The sequence below is a fragment of the Stenotrophomonas sp. STEN083 genome (assembly GCF_056759195.1).
Genome location: NZ_JBRRCU010000021.1, coordinates 1 through 15,463 on the forward strand (window position 1 = coordinate 1; position 15,463 = coordinate 15,463).

At 60.8% G+C, this 15,463-nt stretch carries 27 protein-coding genes; all 27 read right to left on the bottom strand.

Going from position 1 to position 15,463, the window contains the following annotated elements; all coding sequences use genetic code 11:
* Positions 1-166: 166 nt before the first annotated feature.
* The 27 genes from ACVOK8_RS08475 to rplD all read right to left on the bottom strand — a co-directional run bounded on the left by ACVOK8_RS08475 (position 167) and on the right by rplD (position 15,455).
* Entirely contained in the window at positions 167-1,534 is a 1,368-nt protein-coding gene (locus ACVOK8_RS08475; protein WP_481566447.1) for a class II 3-deoxy-7-phosphoheptulonate synthase, read from the bottom strand.
* A gap of 28 nt (positions 1,535-1,562) precedes the next feature.
* Positions 1,563-2,078: a disulfide bond formation protein B gene (locus ACVOK8_RS08480; RefSeq protein WP_481509904.1), complete on the bottom strand. Its 516-nt coding sequence runs from the start codon at positions 2,076-2,078 to the stop codon at positions 1,563-1,565.
* 145 nt (positions 2,079-2,223) lie between these two features.
* Positions 2,224-2,610: a 50S ribosomal protein L17 gene (rplQ, locus tag ACVOK8_RS08485; protein WP_303749039.1), complete on the bottom strand. Its 387-nt coding sequence runs from the start codon at positions 2,608-2,610 to the stop codon at positions 2,224-2,226.
* Between the two features lie 194 nt (positions 2,611-2,804).
* Positions 2,805-3,803, bottom strand: a complete 999-nt coding sequence (locus tag ACVOK8_RS08490; protein WP_062169013.1) for a DNA-directed RNA polymerase subunit alpha — start codon at positions 3,801-3,803, stop codon at positions 2,805-2,807.
* Between the two features lie 54 nt (positions 3,804-3,857).
* The gene (gene rpsD, locus ACVOK8_RS08495) at positions 3,858-4,487 is read right to left on the bottom strand and encodes a 30S ribosomal protein S4 (protein ID WP_057629607.1); all 630 of its coding nucleotides are present in this window, start codon (positions 4,485-4,487) and stop codon (positions 3,858-3,860) included.
* A 14-nt stretch (positions 4,488-4,501) separates the two neighbouring features.
* On the bottom strand, positions 4,502-4,894 hold the full coding sequence (rpsK, locus tag ACVOK8_RS08500) for a 30S ribosomal protein S11 (protein WP_057629606.1): 393 nt from the start codon (positions 4,892-4,894) through the stop codon (positions 4,502-4,504).
* A gap of 12 nt (positions 4,895-4,906) precedes the next feature.
* Positions 4,907-5,263, bottom strand: a complete 357-nt coding sequence (gene rpsM, locus ACVOK8_RS08505; RefSeq protein WP_057633111.1) for a 30S ribosomal protein S13 — start codon at positions 5,261-5,263, stop codon at positions 4,907-4,909.
* A gap of 347 nt (positions 5,264-5,610) precedes the next feature.
* Positions 5,611-6,966 (bottom strand): preprotein translocase subunit SecY, encoded by a 1,356-nt coding sequence (gene secY / locus ACVOK8_RS08510; RefSeq protein ID WP_481566448.1) that lies wholly within the window; start codon positions 6,964-6,966, stop codon positions 5,611-5,613.
* A gap of 7 nt (positions 6,967-6,973) precedes the next feature.
* Complete coding sequence (gene rplO / locus ACVOK8_RS08515) at positions 6,974-7,417, bottom strand: 50S ribosomal protein L15 (protein WP_481516750.1); 444 nt, start codon at positions 7,415-7,417, stop codon at positions 6,974-6,976.
* Between the two features lie 6 nt (positions 7,418-7,423).
* On the bottom strand, positions 7,424-7,615 hold the full coding sequence (rpmD, locus tag ACVOK8_RS08520; RefSeq protein ID WP_481513035.1) for a 50S ribosomal protein L30: 192 nt from the start codon (positions 7,613-7,615) through the stop codon (positions 7,424-7,426).
* Entirely contained in the window at positions 7,608-8,150 is a 543-nt protein-coding gene (gene rpsE, locus ACVOK8_RS08525; RefSeq protein WP_057629601.1) for a 30S ribosomal protein S5, read from the bottom strand. The genes rpmD and rpsE overlap by 8 nt, the downstream gene beginning before the upstream one ends.
* A gap of 162 nt (positions 8,151-8,312) precedes the next feature.
* Positions 8,313-8,666, bottom strand: a complete 354-nt coding sequence (gene rplR, locus ACVOK8_RS08530) for a 50S ribosomal protein L18 (RefSeq protein WP_303749035.1) — start codon at positions 8,664-8,666, stop codon at positions 8,313-8,315.
* A 33-nt stretch (positions 8,667-8,699) separates the two neighbouring features.
* Positions 8,700-9,227 (bottom strand): 50S ribosomal protein L6, encoded by a 528-nt coding sequence (gene rplF / locus ACVOK8_RS08535; protein WP_481566449.1) that lies wholly within the window; start codon positions 9,225-9,227, stop codon positions 8,700-8,702.
* Between the two features lie 15 nt (positions 9,228-9,242).
* Positions 9,243-9,641 carry a 30S ribosomal protein S8 gene (gene rpsH / locus ACVOK8_RS08540; protein ID WP_481513036.1) on the bottom strand — a complete coding sequence of 133 codons (399 nt, stop codon included), beginning with the start codon at positions 9,639-9,641 and terminating at the stop codon, positions 9,243-9,245.
* Between the two features lie 219 nt (positions 9,642-9,860).
* The gene (gene rpsN, locus ACVOK8_RS08545; RefSeq protein ID WP_062169030.1) at positions 9,861-10,166 is read right to left on the bottom strand and encodes a 30S ribosomal protein S14; all 306 of its coding nucleotides are present in this window, start codon (positions 10,164-10,166) and stop codon (positions 9,861-9,863) included.
* Between the two features lie 18 nt (positions 10,167-10,184).
* Positions 10,185-10,727, bottom strand: coding sequence for a 50S ribosomal protein L5 (rplE, locus tag ACVOK8_RS08550; RefSeq protein WP_057629596.1), 543 nt, complete (start codon positions 10,725-10,727; stop codon positions 10,185-10,187).
* 10 nt (positions 10,728-10,737) lie between these two features.
* Positions 10,738-11,055, bottom strand: coding sequence for a 50S ribosomal protein L24 (gene rplX, locus ACVOK8_RS08555; RefSeq protein ID WP_017355416.1), 318 nt, complete (start codon positions 11,053-11,055; stop codon positions 10,738-10,740).
* 16 nt (positions 11,056-11,071) lie between these two features.
* Positions 11,072-11,440 (bottom strand): 50S ribosomal protein L14, encoded by a 369-nt coding sequence (rplN, locus tag ACVOK8_RS08560; protein WP_019186153.1) that lies wholly within the window; start codon positions 11,438-11,440, stop codon positions 11,072-11,074.
* Between the two features lie 13 nt (positions 11,441-11,453).
* Positions 11,454-11,723, bottom strand: a complete 270-nt coding sequence (gene rpsQ / locus ACVOK8_RS08565; protein ID WP_481516752.1) for a 30S ribosomal protein S17 — start codon at positions 11,721-11,723, stop codon at positions 11,454-11,456.
* 11 nt (positions 11,724-11,734) lie between these two features.
* Positions 11,735-11,920, bottom strand: a complete 186-nt coding sequence (gene rpmC / locus ACVOK8_RS08570; protein WP_054657204.1) for a 50S ribosomal protein L29 — start codon at positions 11,918-11,920, stop codon at positions 11,735-11,737.
* Positions 11,920-12,333 carry a 50S ribosomal protein L16 gene (rplP, locus tag ACVOK8_RS08575; RefSeq protein WP_057629593.1) on the bottom strand — a complete coding sequence of 138 codons (414 nt, stop codon included), beginning with the start codon at positions 12,331-12,333 and terminating at the stop codon, positions 11,920-11,922. The genes rpmC and rplP overlap by 1 nt, the downstream gene beginning before the upstream one ends.
* A gap of 5 nt (positions 12,334-12,338) precedes the next feature.
* Positions 12,339-13,073: a 30S ribosomal protein S3 gene (gene rpsC / locus ACVOK8_RS08580; RefSeq protein ID WP_057629592.1), complete on the bottom strand. Its 735-nt coding sequence runs from the start codon at positions 13,071-13,073 to the stop codon at positions 12,339-12,341.
* A gap of 18 nt (positions 13,074-13,091) precedes the next feature.
* Entirely contained in the window at positions 13,092-13,427 is a 336-nt protein-coding gene (gene rplV / locus ACVOK8_RS08585) for a 50S ribosomal protein L22 (protein WP_054657198.1), read from the bottom strand.
* Positions 13,428-13,439: 12 nt separating this feature from the next.
* Positions 13,440-13,709: a 30S ribosomal protein S19 gene (rpsS, locus tag ACVOK8_RS08590; protein WP_057629591.1), complete on the bottom strand. Its 270-nt coding sequence runs from the start codon at positions 13,707-13,709 to the stop codon at positions 13,440-13,442.
* 6 nt (positions 13,710-13,715) lie between these two features.
* Positions 13,716-14,543 carry a 50S ribosomal protein L2 gene (gene rplB, locus ACVOK8_RS08595; protein WP_057629590.1) on the bottom strand — a complete coding sequence of 276 codons (828 nt, stop codon included), beginning with the start codon at positions 14,541-14,543 and terminating at the stop codon, positions 13,716-13,718.
* A gap of 10 nt (positions 14,544-14,553) precedes the next feature.
* A complete protein-coding gene (gene rplW / locus ACVOK8_RS08600; RefSeq protein WP_057629589.1) occupies positions 14,554-14,853 on the bottom strand; it encodes a 50S ribosomal protein L23 in 300 nt (99 codons plus the stop codon).
* Positions 14,850-15,455: a 50S ribosomal protein L4 gene (gene rplD, locus ACVOK8_RS08605; RefSeq protein ID WP_481566450.1), complete on the bottom strand. Its 606-nt coding sequence runs from the start codon at positions 15,453-15,455 to the stop codon at positions 14,850-14,852. The genes rplW and rplD overlap by 4 nt, the downstream gene beginning before the upstream one ends.
* Between the last annotated feature and the right edge of the window lie 8 nt (positions 15,456-15,463).

The window sequence follows — 15,463 nt, forward strand, 5'->3', positions numbered from 1 at the left end:
TCCTTGCTACCAAGCGATCGAAAAGACCTAGTGCCGAACGGTCGCCCGCGCCGGGCTCTCGGCACCTAAGGTGACAGACTGCTAAGAGATAAGTGCCGAGCCATGCTCGGCATGTGGCACTACCGGTAACGCCTCTGCCGAGCATGGCTCGGCACTACAGGTGCCTTCAGCCTTGCTTGCGGACGATGGCCATCGCGATCTCCAGCGATTGCTCGTAGTTCAGGCGCGGGTCTACGCTGGAACGGTAGGCACGCTCCAGATCGCGCTCGGTGAGCTCACGGGCGCCGCCCGTGCATTCGGTGACATCTTCGCCGGTCAGCTCCAGGTGCACGCCACCCAGACGCGTACCGGCCGCTGCATGCAGGTCGAAGGACATCTCAACTTCGCTGCGAATATTGTCAAACCGGCGGGTCTTGTAGCCGTTGCTGGTGCTCTCGGTATTGCCGTGCATGGCGTCGCAGACCCACAGCACACGGCGGCCATCACGCTTGATCGCATCCAGCAGCGGCGGCAGCTTATCGGCGATCTGCGCCGCACCCATACGGTGAATGAAGCTCAGCCGGCCCGGCTCGTCTTCAGGATTCAATACATCGATCAAACGCAGCAGCTGATCCGGCTGCACCGACGGACCTACCTTGATCGCAATCGGGTTACGTACGCCGCGCAGATACTCCACGTGCGCGCCATCCAGCGCCGCAGTGCGCATGCCGATCCACGGGTAATGCGTGCTCAGGTTGAACCAGCCGTTCTGGCGCGGTACCTGCCGGGTCAGCGCCTGCTCGTACGGCAGCAACAGGGCTTCATGCGAGGTGTAGAAGTCGACGCGGTTGAGGTTGTGCACCTGCGAGCCCGACAAGGTCTCCATGAAGCGCACGGCATCACCGATCGAGGCCACCATCTCCTGGTATTCCTCGGCCAGTGGCGAGCAGCGCATCCATGCCAGGTTCCAGTACTCGGGGTGGTGCAGGTCGGCGAAGCCGCCATCGATCAGCGCACGTACGAAATTCATCGTCAGCGCCGAGCGCGAGTGCGCGGTGATCATCCGCTGCGGGTCTGGCACGCGAGCAGCTTCAGTGAACGCCGGCGCATTGATCACGTCGCCGCGATAGCTGGGCAAGGTCACCCCATCGCGGGTTTCGGTATCGGCCGAACGCGGTTTGGCGTACTGGCCGGCAAAGCGGCCAACGCGGATCACCGGCATGCGCAGGCCGTGCACCATCACCAGGCTCATCTGCAGCAGCACTTTGAGCCGGTTGGAAATGGTGCCCGATTCGCAGTCGACGAAGTTCTCCGCGCAGTCGCCGCCCTGCAGCAGGAAGCGCTTGCCTTCCTGCGCCTCCGCCAGCTGCTGCTTGAGCGCGAAGATCTCCCATGAGGTCACCAGCGGCGGCAGCTGCCGCAACTCGCCCAGCGCCGCCTCCAGCGCCTGCGGATCGGGATAGGTTGGCATCTGCAGCGCGGGCTTGCCACGCCAGCTATCCGGCGCCCAGCTGCTGGCGGTGGCGGCGGATGACGGGGAGGAGGAAGCGTTCATGCAGATACCAATTGAATAAGTGAAAGAGTCAGATCAAACGTTTTTTACGTGTGCGCAGGCCGGCATACAGCGCCCACCCCGCAAGCAACACAAACCACACCAGGCTCCACATCGGCATGCTCAGGCCGAGGAAGGTCCAATCGATGTTGCCGCAGTCACCGGTGCCGGTCAGCACGGTACGGAACACCTCAAACGGGCCCATGGTTTCGGCGAGGAAGCTCAGCGGCGGACCACAGCTGCTGCCCAGGTCCTTCGGCAACAACTGTACGTAGACGTGACGGCCGGCGATGCCAATCCCCACCACAGCGGCCAGGAAGGTCAGGACGCCATAACCAGCACGCCCGCCGCGACTGGACGGCCCGTGCAGAGCACCGAGCAGGAACAGCACGCCGACGGCGGCAAATGCGATGCGCTGGTAGATGCACAGCGGGCACGGTTCCAGTCCCATCTGGATCTGCATGTAGATCGCAAATGCGAGCAGGCCAGCGCAGGTCAAAAAGCCCAGCAGGCACTGCGCGCGAAAACTCCAACGCAAAGGGTTCATCGCAACTTTCCGGAGTGAACAATGCAACAAGAGTAACAGGCCATCCGCACACGATCAGCAGTGATGGCAGCTGTAACCACATCAACAAAAAAGCCCGGCGTAGGCCGGGCTTCTTCTGCATCCGTCGATGGACGGAAGCGTGCGATTACTCGCCGACTTCTTCCGCAACGGCGACCGGACGGTCAACCAGTTCAACGTAGGCCATCGGAGCGTTATCGCCAGCGCGGAAGCCACACTTCAGCAGGCGCAGGTAACCGCCCGGACGGTTGGCGTAGCGCGGGCCCAGGATGGTGAACAGGACGCCGACGGCTTCCTTGTCACGCAGGCGGGCGAATGCCAGACGACGGTTGGCAACCGAATCAACCTTGGCCAGGGTGATCAGCGGCTCAGCAACGCGGCGCAGTTCCTTGGCCTTCGGCAGGGTGGTCTTGATCAGCTGGTGCTTGAACAGCGACGCAGCCATGTTCTTGAACATTGCTTCGCGGTGGGCGCTGGTACGGTTGAACTTGCGGCCCGACTTCATATGACGCATGAGTGTATTCCTTGGTTAATGGTGAGACGTTGGACATCGTTGTCGCCATCCTGGCGTTGAAAGTGGACTGCGGATGGTCCTGGTCGCCCGTCCTGGACGACCGGCATTGCGGCGTTGTTTAACCGTCAATGCGGGTACTGCTGAAACAATATTCCCCCGCATGGTCGCCCATGCGGGGGAACAGGTAGTACTTATCAGCCGAGCATGCCGTGAGCGGCGACACCGGCCGGCGGCCAGTTCTCCAGCTTCATGCCAAGCGACAGACCGCGCTGGGCCAGCACTTCCTTGATCTCGGTCAGCGACTTCTTGCCGAGGTTCGGGGTCTTGAGCAGTTCAACTTCGGTCTTCTGGATCAGATCGCCGATGTAGTAAATGCTCTCAGCCTTGAGGCAGTTGGCCGAACGCACGGTCAGCTCCAGGTCGTCGATCGGGCGCAGCAGCACCGGATCCACGCCGTTGTTGGCCGGCTTGGCTGCACCGCGGTCGCGGTGGGTGAAATCACCGAACACCGACAGCTGATCGCTGAGGATGTCGGCCGCAGTGCGGACAGCTTCCTCGGCATCGATCGTGCCGTTGGTTTCGATATCAATGACCAGCTTGTCCAGGTCGGTACGCTGTTCGACGCGAGCGGCTTCCACCGCATAAGCGACGCGGCGGACCGGCGAGAACGAAGCGTCCAGCACCAGACGACCAATCGCACGCGATTCTTCGTCCGGACGACGACGTGCGGCAGCCGGCTGGTAGCCGAAGCCACGCTCGACCTTCAGACGCATGTTGATCGCAGTGTCCTTGGTCAGGTTGCAGATCACATGGTCGCCGTTGATCACTTCGACGTTGTGGTCAACCTTGATGTCGGCAGCGGTGACAACACCCGGACCCTGCTTGGACAGGGAAACAGTGGCGCTGTCGCCGGTGTGCATACGGATCGCCACGTCTTTCAGGTTCAGCAGGACGTCAAGCACGTCTTCCTGCAGGCCTTCCAGAGTGGTGTACTCGTGCAACACGCCGTCGATCTCGACTTCGGTAATGGCGAAGCCCGGGATGGACGACAGCAGCACGCGACGCAGGGCGTTGCCCAGCGTATGCCCGTAACCACGCTCCAAAGGCTCGATCACGACCTTGGCGCGGGTCTCGGTAAGGCGTTCGATCTGCGGACCGCGAGGACGCAGAACCTGGTTTGCGGTAACCGTCATGTTGCGGGTTCTCCTGCGAACCTCCGGTGCAACCCGGAGGTTCTCCATTGTGAATTACTTCGAATACAACTCGACGATCAGCGCTTCGTTGATATCCGCAGGCAGGTCCGCACGATCCGGCACAGCCTTGAAGACGCCACTGAACTTCTTCGAATCGACTTCGACCCACGACGGGCTGAGGTCATGCTGTTCGGCAACGACCAGGGCTTCCTGGACGCGCAGCTGCTTGGCAGCCTTTTCAGACAGCGCAATCGCGTCGCCGGCCTTGATCTGGTACGAAGCCAGGTTGACCGACTTGCCATTGACCGTGACACCGCGGTGCGAGACCAGCTGACGAGCAGCCGGACGGGTCACTGCGAAGCCCATGCGGTAGACGACGTTGTCCAGACGGGTTTCCAACAACTGCAGCAGGTTCTCGCCGGTGTTGCCCTTCTTGGTCGAGGCCTTCTTGTAGTAGTTGCGGAACTGACGCTCCAGCAGACCGTAGATACGCTTGACCTTCTGCTTTTCACGCAGCTGGGTAGCGTAGTCGGACAGCTTGCCCTTACGGGCAGTGGCGCCGTGCTGGCCGGGCTTCTGCTCCAGCTTGCACTTGGAATCCAACGCGCGGGCCGGGCTCTTCAGAGAGAGGTCGGCGCCTTCGCGGCGGGCGAGCTTACAGGTAGGACCGATATAACGAGCCATTTCTTATCGCTCCTTTAGACGCGACGCTTCTTCGGCGGACGGCACCCGTTGTGCGGGATTGGCGTCACGTCGATGATGTTGGTGATCTTATAGCCGACGTTGTTCAACGAACGTACGGCCGACTCACGGCCCGGACCCGGACCCTTGATGCGGACTTCCAGCGACTTCAAGCCGTAATCCAGCGCAGCCTTGCCAGCCTTTTCGGCGGCAACCTGAGCAGCAAACGGAGTCGACTTACGCGAACCACGGAAGCCAGCGCCACCGGAGGTCGCCCAGGACAGTGCATTGCCCTGACGGTCGGTGATGGTCACGATGGTGTTGTTGAACGAAGCGTGGACGTGGGCAACGCCATCAGTGATGACGCGCTTGATCTTCTTCTTGGTTTTTGCAGCAGCGGGCTTAGCCATTTCTTAGGTCCCTTACTTCCTGATCGCCTTGCGCGGACCCTTACGGGTGCGGGCGTTGGTACGGGTACGCTGGCCACGCAGCGGCAGACCGCGACGATGACGCAGGCCGCGGTAGCAACCCAGGTCCATCAGACGCTTGATTGCGATACCGATTTCGCGGCGCAGATCGCCTTCGACAATGTACTTGCCGACTTCGAGACGCAGACGCTCGATTTCCGGCTCCGACAAATCGCGGATCTTGGTGGTCGAAGCAACGCCTGCGACTTCGCAGACCTTCTTCGAACGGGTACGGCCGATGCCGTAAATGCTTTGCAACCCGACCCAGACATGCTTCTGGGCTGGCAGGTTGACGCCTGCAATACGCGCCATGACGCGGTTCTCCAGCTGAGTGATGGCCGAATACGCACCATGAGGCGCGCCAATCCGGCAGGATGGATCAAAAATGTGAACTAGCGATACTAACAAGGCTTCGGTTTGCTTGGAAGCCCGTGGAACATACAGTTCCACAAGCCCGGCGTGGGGAGTGTGCCCATGCTCCGGCGCCGGATGTGCCTGGCAAGGAGAGAGATCTCCAAGCCGCCCGCGCTACTCCCGCGCGGAACAACCACATCACACCCCCACCCGAAACCGCTGCAGGGGCCGCCCTTCTGTTTGGAAAGCCGCCCCGGGAACCGGAGCGGGTTTCTCGCTATGAAGCGGAAAGTATAACCGGTGAATCAGCCGCGTGCAAAACCGCCGCGGTTGCCGCCCTTCAGGTTGGCCTTCTTCAACAGGCTCTCGTACTGGTGCGACATCAGATGTGCCTGAACCTGCGCGATGAAATCCATCACCACCACCACCACGATCAGCAGCGAGGTGCCGCCGAAGTAGAAGGAGGCATTGAGCTGGGTGCGCATGACTTCCGGCAGCAAGCAGACGATCACCAGGTACAGCGAACCAGCAGCCGTCAGACGGGTCAGCACGGCATCGATGTAGTCAGCGGTAGCCTTGCCCGGACGGATGCCCGGAATCAGCGCGCCCGACTTCTTCAGGTTGTCAGCGGTTTCCTGCGAGTTGAACACCAGCGCGGTGTAGAAAAACGCAAAACCACTGATCAGCGCAGCAAACACGATCATATGCAGCGGCTCGCCCGGACCCAGCGCGTTTGCCACCTTCTGCAGCCACGTGGCGGAGCTGGCCTGGCCGGACCACATCGCCAGCGTTGCAGGGAAGGCAAGGATGCTGGATGCGAAGATCGCCGGGATCACGCCCGCCATGTTGAGCTTCAACGGCAGGAACGAGGTCTGGTTCATATAGGCATTACGGCCACCCTGACGGCGGGCGTAATTGACCGTGATACGACGCTGACCGCGCTCCACGAACACCACGAAGTAGGTGAAAGCCAGCACCACCAGCACGATGATCAGCAACGAGATGAAGCTCATGTTGCCGTCACGGTAGGCTTCAACGGTGTGGATCACAGCAGCCGGCAAGCCAGCCACGATGCCTGCGAAGATGATCAGCGACACACCGTTGCCGATGCCACGCTCAGTCACCTGCTCACCCACCCACATCAGGAAGATGGTGCCCGCGGTGAGCGCGATGATCGCGGTCAACACGAAGCCCATACCCGGGGCATACACCACCGGTGCGCCGCCCGGCGACACCTGGTTCTGCAGTGCCAGCGCGATACTGCCGCCCTGCACTACCGCCAGGAGCACCGCGCCAATGCGCGAATACTGGGTGATCTTGCGACGACCCGACTCACCTTCCTTCTGCATGGCCTTCAAGGCCGGGAAGATGTGGACCGCCAGCTGCATCACGATGGATGCCGAGATATACGGCATCACATTCAACGCGAAGATACTGAAACGGTGCAGGGCGCCGCCCGAGAACATGTTGAACATGTCCACGATGCCGCCGCCCTGCGCCTGCATCAGCGCAAGCATGGCCTCGGGATTGACGCCCGGCACCGGCACATAACAGCCGATGCGATAGACGAGCAATGCCCCAAGTACGAACAGGAGGCGCTGGCGAAGTTCAGTGAACTTGCCTGCCCCCGCCGCGAGGTTACCGATGCCAGCTTGCGCCATGTTCCAGTTACTCCTGTACGCTGCCGCCGGCAGCTTCGATCGCGGCCTTGGCGCCGGCAGTAGCAGCAATACCCTTCAGGGTGAATGCCTTGCTCAGCTCGCCCTTGAAGACGACCTTGGCCTTCTTCGCGGTCGACGGGATCAGCTTGGCTGCACGCAGTGCGGCCAGGTCGATCTCACCAGCTTCCAGGCGATCAAGGTGGTAGGACAGCACTTCTGCAGTGTCCTTGGCCTTGTGCGAGAAGAAGCCGATCTTCGGCAGACGACGCTGCATCGGGGTCTGGCCGCCTTCGAAGCCAGCCTTGATCTTGCCGCCGCCCTTACGAGCGAACGAACCCTTGTGGCCGCGGCCGCAGGTCTTGCCCAAGCCGGAGCCGATGCCGCGACCGACGCGGGTGCGCACGGTACGAGCGCCCGGTGCCGGGCTCAGTTCATTGAGACGCATAGTCATGGTCGATTACTCCTCAACCTGGACGAGGTACTGAACCTTGTTGATCAGACCGCGAACCTGCGGGCTGTCTTTCAGTTCACGCACATCATTGAGCTTGTTCAGGCCCAGGGCACGCACCGACAGGCGGTGACGCGACTGGGTGCCACGCAGGCCGCGCACGAGGCGCACCTTGACGGTCTTGGCGACTTCATTAGCCATGGTTCAGATCCTCCACCTTCTTGCCGCGCTTGGCAGCAATACGGGCCGGGGACTGTGCACCTGCCAGACCCTTCAGGGTGGCACGGACCAGGTTGATCGGGTTACGCGAACCCACAGCCTTGGCCAGCACGTTCTTCACGCCAACGGCTTCCAGCACGGCGCGCATGGCACCGCCGGCGATGACGCCAGTACCTTCCGAAGCCGGCTGCATGAACACGCGAGCTGCGCCGTGACCATCCTTGATGGTGTGCCACAACGTACCGTTGTTCAGATCAACGCTGACCTGGTTCTTGCGAGCCTGCTCCATCGACTTCTGGATGGCGACCGGCACTTCGCGCGCCTTGCCGTAACCGAAGCCAACCTTGCCTTCGCCATCACCGACCACGGTCAGTGCGGTGAAGGTGAACTGGCGACCGCCCTTGACGGTCTTGCTGACGCGGTTGACCGCGACCAGCTTTTCGATCATGCCGTCGTCGACTTTCTCTTCGCGGTTACGGTCGCGATCGCGACCCCGCTGCTGACGTTCTTCTGCCATTTCGATTCCTTGATTGATTGGGTTATGTACGGCTCGAAGCCGCTTATGGTTGTGTAGTGACGCAATGAATCGCCAGACGCTGCAGAAGAACGAAGGGCGCCCGGTACAAACCCGTACCGGCAGGCAGGCGGAAAGGGGCCAGAGGCCCCTTTCCTGTATTGCTTAGAACTGCAGGCCGCCTTCGCGGGCAGCATCAGCAAGAGCCTTGATGCGACCGTGGTAGCGGTAGCCCGAGCGGTCGAAAGCGACCTTCTCGATACCAGCAGCCTTGGCGCGCTCTGCAATCAGCTTGCCAACCTTGGTGGCGGCTTCCATGTTCTTGCCGCTCTTCAGGCCTTCCTTGACGTCGGCCTGTGCGGTGTTGGCAGCAGCCAGCACCAGCGAACCGTCGGCAGTGAAGATCTGTGCGTACAGGTGCTGACCGGTGCGCAGGACCGACAAGCGCGCAACACCCAGGGTGCGGATGTGCGAACGGGTCGACTTGGCGCGACGCAGACGTGCGATGTTCTTGTTCATGTTCTTTATCCTCGAAAGCTGAAAACCTAAGAATTAGGCCTTCTTGGCTTCCTTGCGAATGATGACTTCACCGGCGTACTTCACACCCTTGCCCTTATAGGGCTCCGGCGGACGGAAGCCACGGATCTTGGCGGCAACTTCACCAACAACCTGCTTGTCCACGCCCTGCACGACGATTTCAGTCTGCGTCGGGGTCGAGATGGTGATGCCCTCCGGCGCCACGAACAGGACAGGGTGGGAGAAGCCCAGCGACAGGTTCAGGTCCTTGCCCTGCATGGCAGCGCGGTAACCCACGCCGACCAGCTCAAGCTTGCGCTCGAAGCCTTCGGACACGCCCTGCACCATGTTGGCCAGGATCGCACGCACGGTGCCGGCCAGCGCGTCGAAGGAGATGTCCTTCGGGCTAAGCGTGGCAACGCCGTTGTCGAGAGTGATTTCAACGCCAGCGGTCTTGTTCAGCGACAGGGCGCCCTTCGGGCCCTTCACGCTCACAACTTCCGGCTGGATGGTCAGTTCAACGCCCTTGGGCAGGTTGATCGGCTTCTTGGCTACACGGGACATAGTGGACTCCTTCCCTTAGGCCACGAAGCACAGGACTTCGCCGCCGACGCCCAACTGGCGCGCCTGCGCATCAGTCATGATGCCCTTGGAGGTGGAAATGATCGAAATACCCAGGCCATTCATGACCTTCGGCAGCTCGGACTTGCCGCGGTACTGGCGCAGACCCGAACGCGAGAAGCGCTTCAGGGTCGCGATGACCGGCTTGCCTTCGAAATACTTCAGGACGATTTCGAGCTCGGCCTTGTTGTTTTCGATGTTATTGACGCGCAGGTCAGTGATGTAACCCTCGTCCTTCAGGACCTGGGCAATAGCCACCTTGACCTTGGACGACGGGGCTTTCACCGTCTGCTTGCCAACCGCGGCCGCATTTCGAATGCGTACCAGCAGGTCGGCGATGGGATCAGTCATGCTCATGTAAATACCTTTGAGTGCACCGATATCCGCTTTCGCGAAAATCTTGTGTTTTCCTGGGATGGGCCAGGGCCCTTGACGCACCTGCCACCTGTTTCGGGCAGGCAAGGAGCGGGATTATACGACAAAAAGCCCGACTTGCGTCGGACTTTTTGCTTTGCCTTCAGATTGACCCGAAAGCCCTGCTGGGCGGGCCTTTCGGCCCGCTCAGCGGGTTGTTGCTTACCAGCTTGCCTTGCGCAGGCCCGGCACGTCACCGCGCATGGTGGCTTCGCGCAGCTTGTTGCGGCCGAGGCCGAACTTGCTGTACACGCCACGCGGACGACCCGACAGCTCGCAACGGTTGCGATGGCGGCTCGGCGACGAATCGCGCGGCAGCTTCGACAACTTGATTACGGCTTCAGCCTTCTCTTCGTAGCTCGCATCCACCGAGGACACGATCTTCTTCAGAGCTGCACGCTTGTCGGCGTACTTCAGAGCCAGCTTCTTCCGCTTGATGTCGCGGTTGACCATTGAGGTCTTTGCCATTTCTGTATCCTCGACGAATCAGTTACGGAACGGGAACTTGAACGCTGCGAGCAGCGCCTTCGCTTCCGCGTCGGTCTTGGCGGTGGTGGTGATGGCGATATCCATACCGCGGATCGCGTCGACGGCGTCGAAGTCGATTTCCGGGAAGATGATCTGTTCCTTCACACCCATGTTGAAGTTGCCACGACCGTCGAACGAACGACCCGACACGCCGCGGAAGTCACGCACGCGCGGCAGCGAGATGTTGATCAGGCGATCCAGGAACTCAAACATGGTGTCACGACGCAGCGTGACCTTGCAGCCGATCGGCCAACCATCACGGATCTTGAACGATGCCACCGAGACGCGCGACTTGGTGATGACCGGCTTCTGGCCGGTGATCTTGGTCATGTCGCCAACGGCGTTCTCAAGAACCTTCTTGTTGGTCGCAGCTTCACCAACGCCCATGTTCAAGGTGACCTTGACCAGACGCGGGACCTGCATCGGATTGGTGTAACCGAACTGCTTGGTCAGCGCCGGTACCACTTCTTCCTTGTAAAACTTTTCGAGACGTGAATTCATCGGTCAGTCCTTAGGCGTCGAGCGCCTCACCGCTGGAGCGGAACACACGCAGTTTGCGTCCATCCTCCAGCACCTTGAAGCCAACGCGCTCGCCCTTGCCCGAAGCCGGGTTCAGCACATTCACGTTGGAGATATGGATCGACGCTTCACGCTCGACCACGCCGCCGGCAACGCCTGCCTGCGGGTTCGGCTTGGTGTGGCGCTTGACGATGTTCACGTTGGCGACGATCACACGATCGCCGTCGACGCGGACGACTTCGCCCTGCTTGCCCTTGTCCTTGCCGGTGTTGACGACGACCTGGTCGCCCTTCTTGATACGGTTAGCCATGATTATCTCCTGGCGCTCACAGAACTTCGGGAGCGAGCGAGACGATCTTCATGAACTTCTCGGAACGAAGTTCACGGGTCACCGGTCCGAAGATGCGGGTGCCGATCGGCTCTTGCTTGTTGTTGAGCAGGACCGCAGCGTTGCCGTCGAAACGGATCAGCGAGCCATCGGCGCGACGCACACCCTTACGGGTACGCACCACGACGGCGTCATACACTTCACCCTTCTTGACTTTGCCGCGCGGGATTGCGTCCTTCACGGTGACCTTGATGATGTCGCCGATGTGGGCATAACGGCGCTTGGAACCACCAAGCACCTTGATGCACATCAGTTCCTTGGCACCGGAATTGTCCGCAGCATCAAGGTAGCTCTGCATCTGGATCATGAGTCAGATCTCCTTATTCAGCCGCACGCGTGATGACTTCCACCACGCGCCAGTTCTTGGTCTTGGACATCGGAGCAATCTCGGTCACACGAACGACATCACCTTCTTTACAGGTGTTGTCGGCGTCGTGTGCGTGCAGCTTGGACGAGCGCTTGATGTACTTGCCGTACAACGGGTGCTTGACCTGGCGCTCCACCAACACGGTGACCGTCTTGTCCATCTTGTTGCTGACGACACGGCCTTCGACCGTGCGCAGCGTCTTCTTTTCAGTATTTTCGCTCATAGCAGCCATCCTTACTTCGTGCTGCCGATCAGGTGCTTGACGCGAGCAATCTCGCGACGCACCCGGCGGGTTTCGTGGGTCTTCGGCAGCTGGCCGGTGACCTGCTGCATACGGAGCGAGAACTGCTCCTTACGCAGGTCGGTCAGGTGGGCCTTGAGTTCGTCAGCCGACTTCTCGCGGAGTTGTTTGATGTCCATCAGCGCACCGTCCGGGTTACGAAAGTGGTGGTCACCGAGAGCTTGGCAGCGGCCAGGCGGAACGCCTCGCGTGCCACTTCCTCGGTCACACCCTCGACTTCATAAATCATGCGGCCCGGCTGGATCTGGGCGACCCAGTATTCCACGCCACCCTTACCAGCACCCATTCGGACTTCGATGGGCTTCTTGGTGATCGGCTTGTCGGGGAACACACGGATCCACATCTTGCCACCGCGCTTGACGTAGCGGCTGATCGAGCGGCGAGCCGCTTCGATCTGACGCGCAGTCAGCTGACCGTGGGCAGTAGCCTTCAGACCGTACTCGCCGAAGCTGACGGCATTCGCGCTCCAGCTCAGACCGTCATTGCGGCCTTTGAACATCTTGCGGTATTTGGTTCGCTTGGGTTGCAACATTGCCGTTACCTCGCTTCACGAGCCGGGCGCGACGGACGGTCACCGCGGTCGCCGCGATCGTTACGATCGTTGCGCGGGCTGTCGTCCTGCTTTTCCTGGCCAACCTGGGAGAAATCAAAGACTTCACCCTTGTAGATCCAAACCTTGATGCCGATGATGCCGTAGGTGGTGCTGGCCTCAGCGAAACCGTAGTCGATATCCGCACGCAGGGTGTGCAACGGCACGCGGCCTTCGCGGTACCACTCCGAACGGGCGATTTCAGCGCCGTTCAAGCGGCCGCCGACGTTGACCTTGATGCCCAGGGCACCCAGGCGCATCGCGTTGCCGACCGAGCGCTTCATTGCACGACGGAACATGATGCGGCGCTCCAGCTGCTGCGCGATCGACTCGGCAACCAGCTGTGCGTCCAACTCCGGCTTGCGCACTTCGGTGACGTTGATGTGCGCCGGGACGCCCATCATTTCGCTCACTTCCTTACGCAGCTTTTCGATGTCCTCACCACGCTTGCCGATCACCACGCCCGGTCGGGCGGTGTGGATCGTCACGCGAGCCGTCTTTGCCGGACGCTCGATGAGGATCTTGGAGATACCGGCCTGAGCAAGCTTCTTGCGCAGCATCTCGCGAACTTTCAGGTCGGCTGCCAGGTAACCAGCAAACTCGGCCTTGTTGGCGTACCACTTGGAGTTCCAGTCCTTGGAAATACCGAGGCGGATACCAACCGGATGAACTTTATGACCCATGGTCTTTATCCTTTCCGCTTACTTGCCGGCGCCCACAACCACAGTGATGTGGCTGGTGCGCTTGAGGATGCGGGTACCGCGGCCTTTCGCCCGCGCCATGAAACGCTTCAGGGTCGGACCTTCATCAACCATGATGGTCTTGACCTTCAGCTCGTCGACGTCAGCGCCCTGGTTGTTTTCGGCATTTGCGATAGCCGACTCCACCACCTTCTTGATCAGGTGAGCAGCCTTCTTATCCGAAAACTTCAGCAGGTTGACCGCACGCTCGGCCGGCAGACCGCGCACCTGGTCAGCGACCAGACGGGCTTTCTGCGCAGAGATGCGCGCGGAGCGCAGGATTGCTTTCGCTTCCATTGTCATCTCTCCTTACTTGCCCGACTTCTTGTCGCCACCGTGACCCTTGAAGGTCCGGGTGACGGCAAATTCGCCGAGCTTGTGGCCGACCATGTTCTCGTTGACGAGCACTGGAACGTGGTTCTTACCGTTATGAACGGCGATGGTGACGCCTACCATTTCCGGCAGGATCATCGAACGGCGCGACCAGGTCTTGATCGGCTTCTTGCTACCCGCAGCGGCCTCCACCTTCTTGACGAGGTGGTGATCGACGAACGGGCCCTTCTTAAGTGAACGTGCCATGGTCGATTAGCCCCTACGATCGCGGACGATGAACTGCTGAGTGCGCTTGTTATGGCGCGTCTTGTAACCCTTGGTCGGAACACCCCACGGGGTGACCGGATGCGGATTACCCTGGCCGGCCTTGGCTTCACCACCACCGTGCGGGTGATCCACCGGGTTCATGGCCGCACCGCGGACGGTCGGCTTGACGCCGCGCCAGCGCTTGGCACCAGCTTTGCCCAGCTTTTCCAGGTTGTGCTCATCGTTACCGACTTCACCAATGGTGGCGCGGCATTCGACCGGCACCTTACGCATTTCACCCGAGCGCAGACGCAGGGTGGCGTAGATACCTTCACGAGCGACCAGCTGCACGCCTGCACCAGCAGCACGAGCGATCTGAGCGCCCTTGCCCGGCTTCAGCTCGATCCCGTGGACGGTGGTACCGACCGGGATGTTGCGCAGCGGCAAGGTGTTACCGGTCTTGATCGGGGCGTGAGCGCCCGAGATGACCTGGTCACCAGCCTTCAGGCCCTTCGGGGCGATGATGTAGCGACGCTCGCCGTCGACGTAGCACAGCAGGGCGATATGGGCAGTGCGGTTCGGATCGTATTCGATACGTTCCACGCGTGCCGGAATGCCTTCCTTGTTGCGCTTGAAGTCGATCAGACGGTAGTGCTGCTTGTGACCACCACCAACGTGACGGGTGGTGATGCGGCCGTGGTGGTTACGACCGCCGGACTTGCTCTGCGGCTCCAGCAACGCAGCATGCGGCGCGCCTTTGTGCAGATCAGGAGTGACCACGCGCACGGCCGAACGACGGCCGGGAGAAGTGGGTTTGAATTTCATCAATGGCATGGGATGTACCTCAGGCCTTGGCCGTTACATCGATGGACTGGCCATCGGCGAGACGCACATACGCCTTGCGCCAATCGCCGCGGCGGCCTGCACGGTTACGGAAGGACTTGTTCTTGCCCTTCACGTTCAGCACATTGACCGACTCGACCTTGACGTCGAACAACTGCTCAACCGCGGCCTTTACATCGGCCTTGGTGGCTTCGTTCGAAACTTCGAAGACGTATTGGTTGGAGATTTCCTGCAGGCGCGCGGTCTTTTCAGAGACTCGCGGTGCACGCAGCACGCTGAAGATTTTTTCGTTGGCGCTCATGCCAGCCACTCCTCGACCTTCTTGACCGCGTCAGCGGTGATGACGACCGTGTCGGCACCGACCAGCGAAACCGGGTCCAGACCCTGCACGTCACGCACTTCCACGTAGGGAATGTTGCGAGCCGACAGGTACAGGTGCTCGGAAGCTTCTTCGGTGACGATCAGCGGGCGCTTGCCCACTTCCAGGCCAGCCAGCTTGGTGATCAGAGCCTTGGTGCTGGTCGCGTCGACATCGAACGACTCAACGATGGTCAGGCGGCCCTGGCGGTTCAGCTCGGACAGGATGGCGCACATGGCGGCGCGATACTGCTTACGATTGACCTTCTGTTCGAAGCTACGCGGCTTGGCCGCGAAGGTGACACCACCGCCGACGAAGATCGGAGCGGTCAGGGCACCGTGACGAGCGCCACCACCCTTCTGCTTCTTCGACTTCTTGGTGGTACCAGCCACTTCAGAACGCGTCTTCTGTGCCTTGGTGCCCGAACGTGCGGCGTTGCGGTAGGCAACGACGACCTGGTGAACCAGATCTTCGCTGAAATCGCGACCGAACACGGCGTCGGAGACCGAGACCTTGTTGTTGCTACCCGTGATAACGAGTTCCATCGTCATCT

What these genes read in the sequence shown, in the direction of transcription:
- rpsH (WP_481513036.1), bottom strand. Translation starts at nt 9,641, where the DNA reads ATGAGCATGACTGATCCCATCGCCGACCTGCTGGTACGCATTCGAAAT.
- ACVOK8_RS08480 (WP_481509904.1), bottom strand. Translation starts at nt 2,078, where the DNA reads ATGAACCCTTTGCGTTGGAGTTTTCGCGCGCAGTGCCTGCTGGGCTTT.
- secY (WP_481566448.1), bottom strand. Translation starts at nt 6,966, where the DNA reads ATGGCGCAAGCTGGCATCGGTAACCTCGCGGCGGGGGCAGGCAAGTTC.
- ACVOK8_RS08490 (WP_062169013.1), bottom strand. Translation starts at nt 3,803, where the DNA reads ATGACGGTTACCGCAAACCAGGTTCTGCGTCCTCGCGGTCCGCAGATC.
- rpsS (WP_057629591.1), bottom strand. Translation starts at nt 13,709, where the DNA reads ATGGCACGTTCACTTAAGAAGGGCCCGTTCGTCGATCACCACCTCGTC.
- rpsM (WP_057633111.1), bottom strand. Translation starts at nt 5,263, where the DNA reads ATGGCGCGTATTGCAGGCGTCAACCTGCCAGCCCAGAAGCATGTCTGG.
- rpsD (WP_057629607.1), bottom strand. Translation starts at nt 4,487, where the DNA reads ATGGCTCGTTATATCGGTCCTACCTGTAAGCTCGCCCGCCGCGAAGGC.
- rplD (WP_481566450.1), bottom strand. Translation starts at nt 15,455, where the DNA reads ATGGAACTCGTTATCACGGGTAGCAACAACAAGGTCTCGGTCTCCGAC.
- rpmC (WP_054657204.1), bottom strand. Translation starts at nt 11,920, where the DNA reads ATGGACATCAAACAACTCCGCGAGAAGTCGGCTGACGAACTCAAGGCC.
- rpsN (WP_062169030.1), bottom strand. Translation starts at nt 10,166, where the DNA reads ATGGCAAAGACCTCAATGGTCAACCGCGACATCAAGCGGAAGAAGCTG.
- rplP (WP_057629593.1), bottom strand. Translation starts at nt 12,333, where the DNA reads ATGTTGCAACCCAAGCGAACCAAATACCGCAAGATGTTCAAAGGCCGC.
- rplF (WP_481566449.1), bottom strand. Translation starts at nt 9,227, where the DNA reads ATGTCCCGTGTAGCCAAGAAGCCGATCAACCTGCCCAAGGGCGTTGAA.
- ACVOK8_RS08475 (WP_481566447.1), bottom strand. Translation starts at nt 1,534, where the DNA reads ATGAACGCTTCCTCCTCCCCGTCATCCGCCGCCACCGCCAGCAGCTGG.
- rplV (WP_054657198.1), bottom strand. Translation starts at nt 13,427, where the DNA reads ATGGAAGCGAAAGCAATCCTGCGCTCCGCGCGCATCTCTGCGCAGAAA.
- rplR (WP_303749035.1), bottom strand. Translation starts at nt 8,666, where the DNA reads ATGAACAAGAACATCGCACGTCTGCGTCGCGCCAAGTCGACCCGTTCG.
- rplQ (WP_303749039.1), bottom strand. Translation starts at nt 2,610, where the DNA reads ATGCGTCATATGAAGTCGGGCCGCAAGTTCAACCGTACCAGCGCCCAC.
- rpsK (WP_057629606.1), bottom strand. Translation starts at nt 4,894, where the DNA reads ATGGCTAAGCCCGCTGCTGCAAAAACCAAGAAGAAGATCAAGCGCGTC.
- rplB (WP_057629590.1), bottom strand. Translation starts at nt 14,543, where the DNA reads ATGCCATTGATGAAATTCAAACCCACTTCTCCCGGCCGTCGTTCGGCC.
- rpmD (WP_481513035.1), bottom strand. Translation starts at nt 7,615, where the DNA reads ATGGCTAATGAAGTCGCCAAGACCGTCAAGGTGCGCCTCGTGCGCGGC.
- rplE (WP_057629596.1), bottom strand. Translation starts at nt 10,727, where the DNA reads ATGAATTCACGTCTCGAAAAGTTTTACAAGGAAGAAGTGGTACCGGCG.
- rplO (WP_481516750.1), bottom strand. Translation starts at nt 7,417, where the DNA reads ATGACTATGCGTCTCAATGAACTGAGCCCGGCACCGGGCGCTCGTACC.
- rplN (WP_019186153.1), bottom strand. Translation starts at nt 11,440, where the DNA reads ATGATCCAGATGCAGAGCTACCTTGATGCTGCGGACAATTCCGGTGCC.
- rpsC (WP_057629592.1), bottom strand. Translation starts at nt 13,073, where the DNA reads ATGGGTCATAAAGTTCATCCGGTTGGTATCCGCCTCGGTATTTCCAAG.
- rplX (WP_017355416.1), bottom strand. Translation starts at nt 11,055, where the DNA reads ATGGCTAACCGTATCAAGAAGGGCGACCAGGTCGTCGTCAACACCGGC.
- rpsQ (WP_481516752.1), bottom strand. Translation starts at nt 11,723, where the DNA reads ATGAGCGAAAATACTGAAAAGAAGACGCTGCGCACGGTCGAAGGCCGT.
- rpsE (WP_057629601.1), bottom strand. Translation starts at nt 8,150, where the DNA reads ATGGCAGAAGAACGTCAGCAGCGGGGTCGCGATCGCGACCGTAACCGC.
- rplW (WP_057629589.1), bottom strand. Translation starts at nt 14,853, where the DNA reads ATGAGCGCCAACGAAAAAATCTTCAGCGTGCTGCGTGCACCGCGAGTC.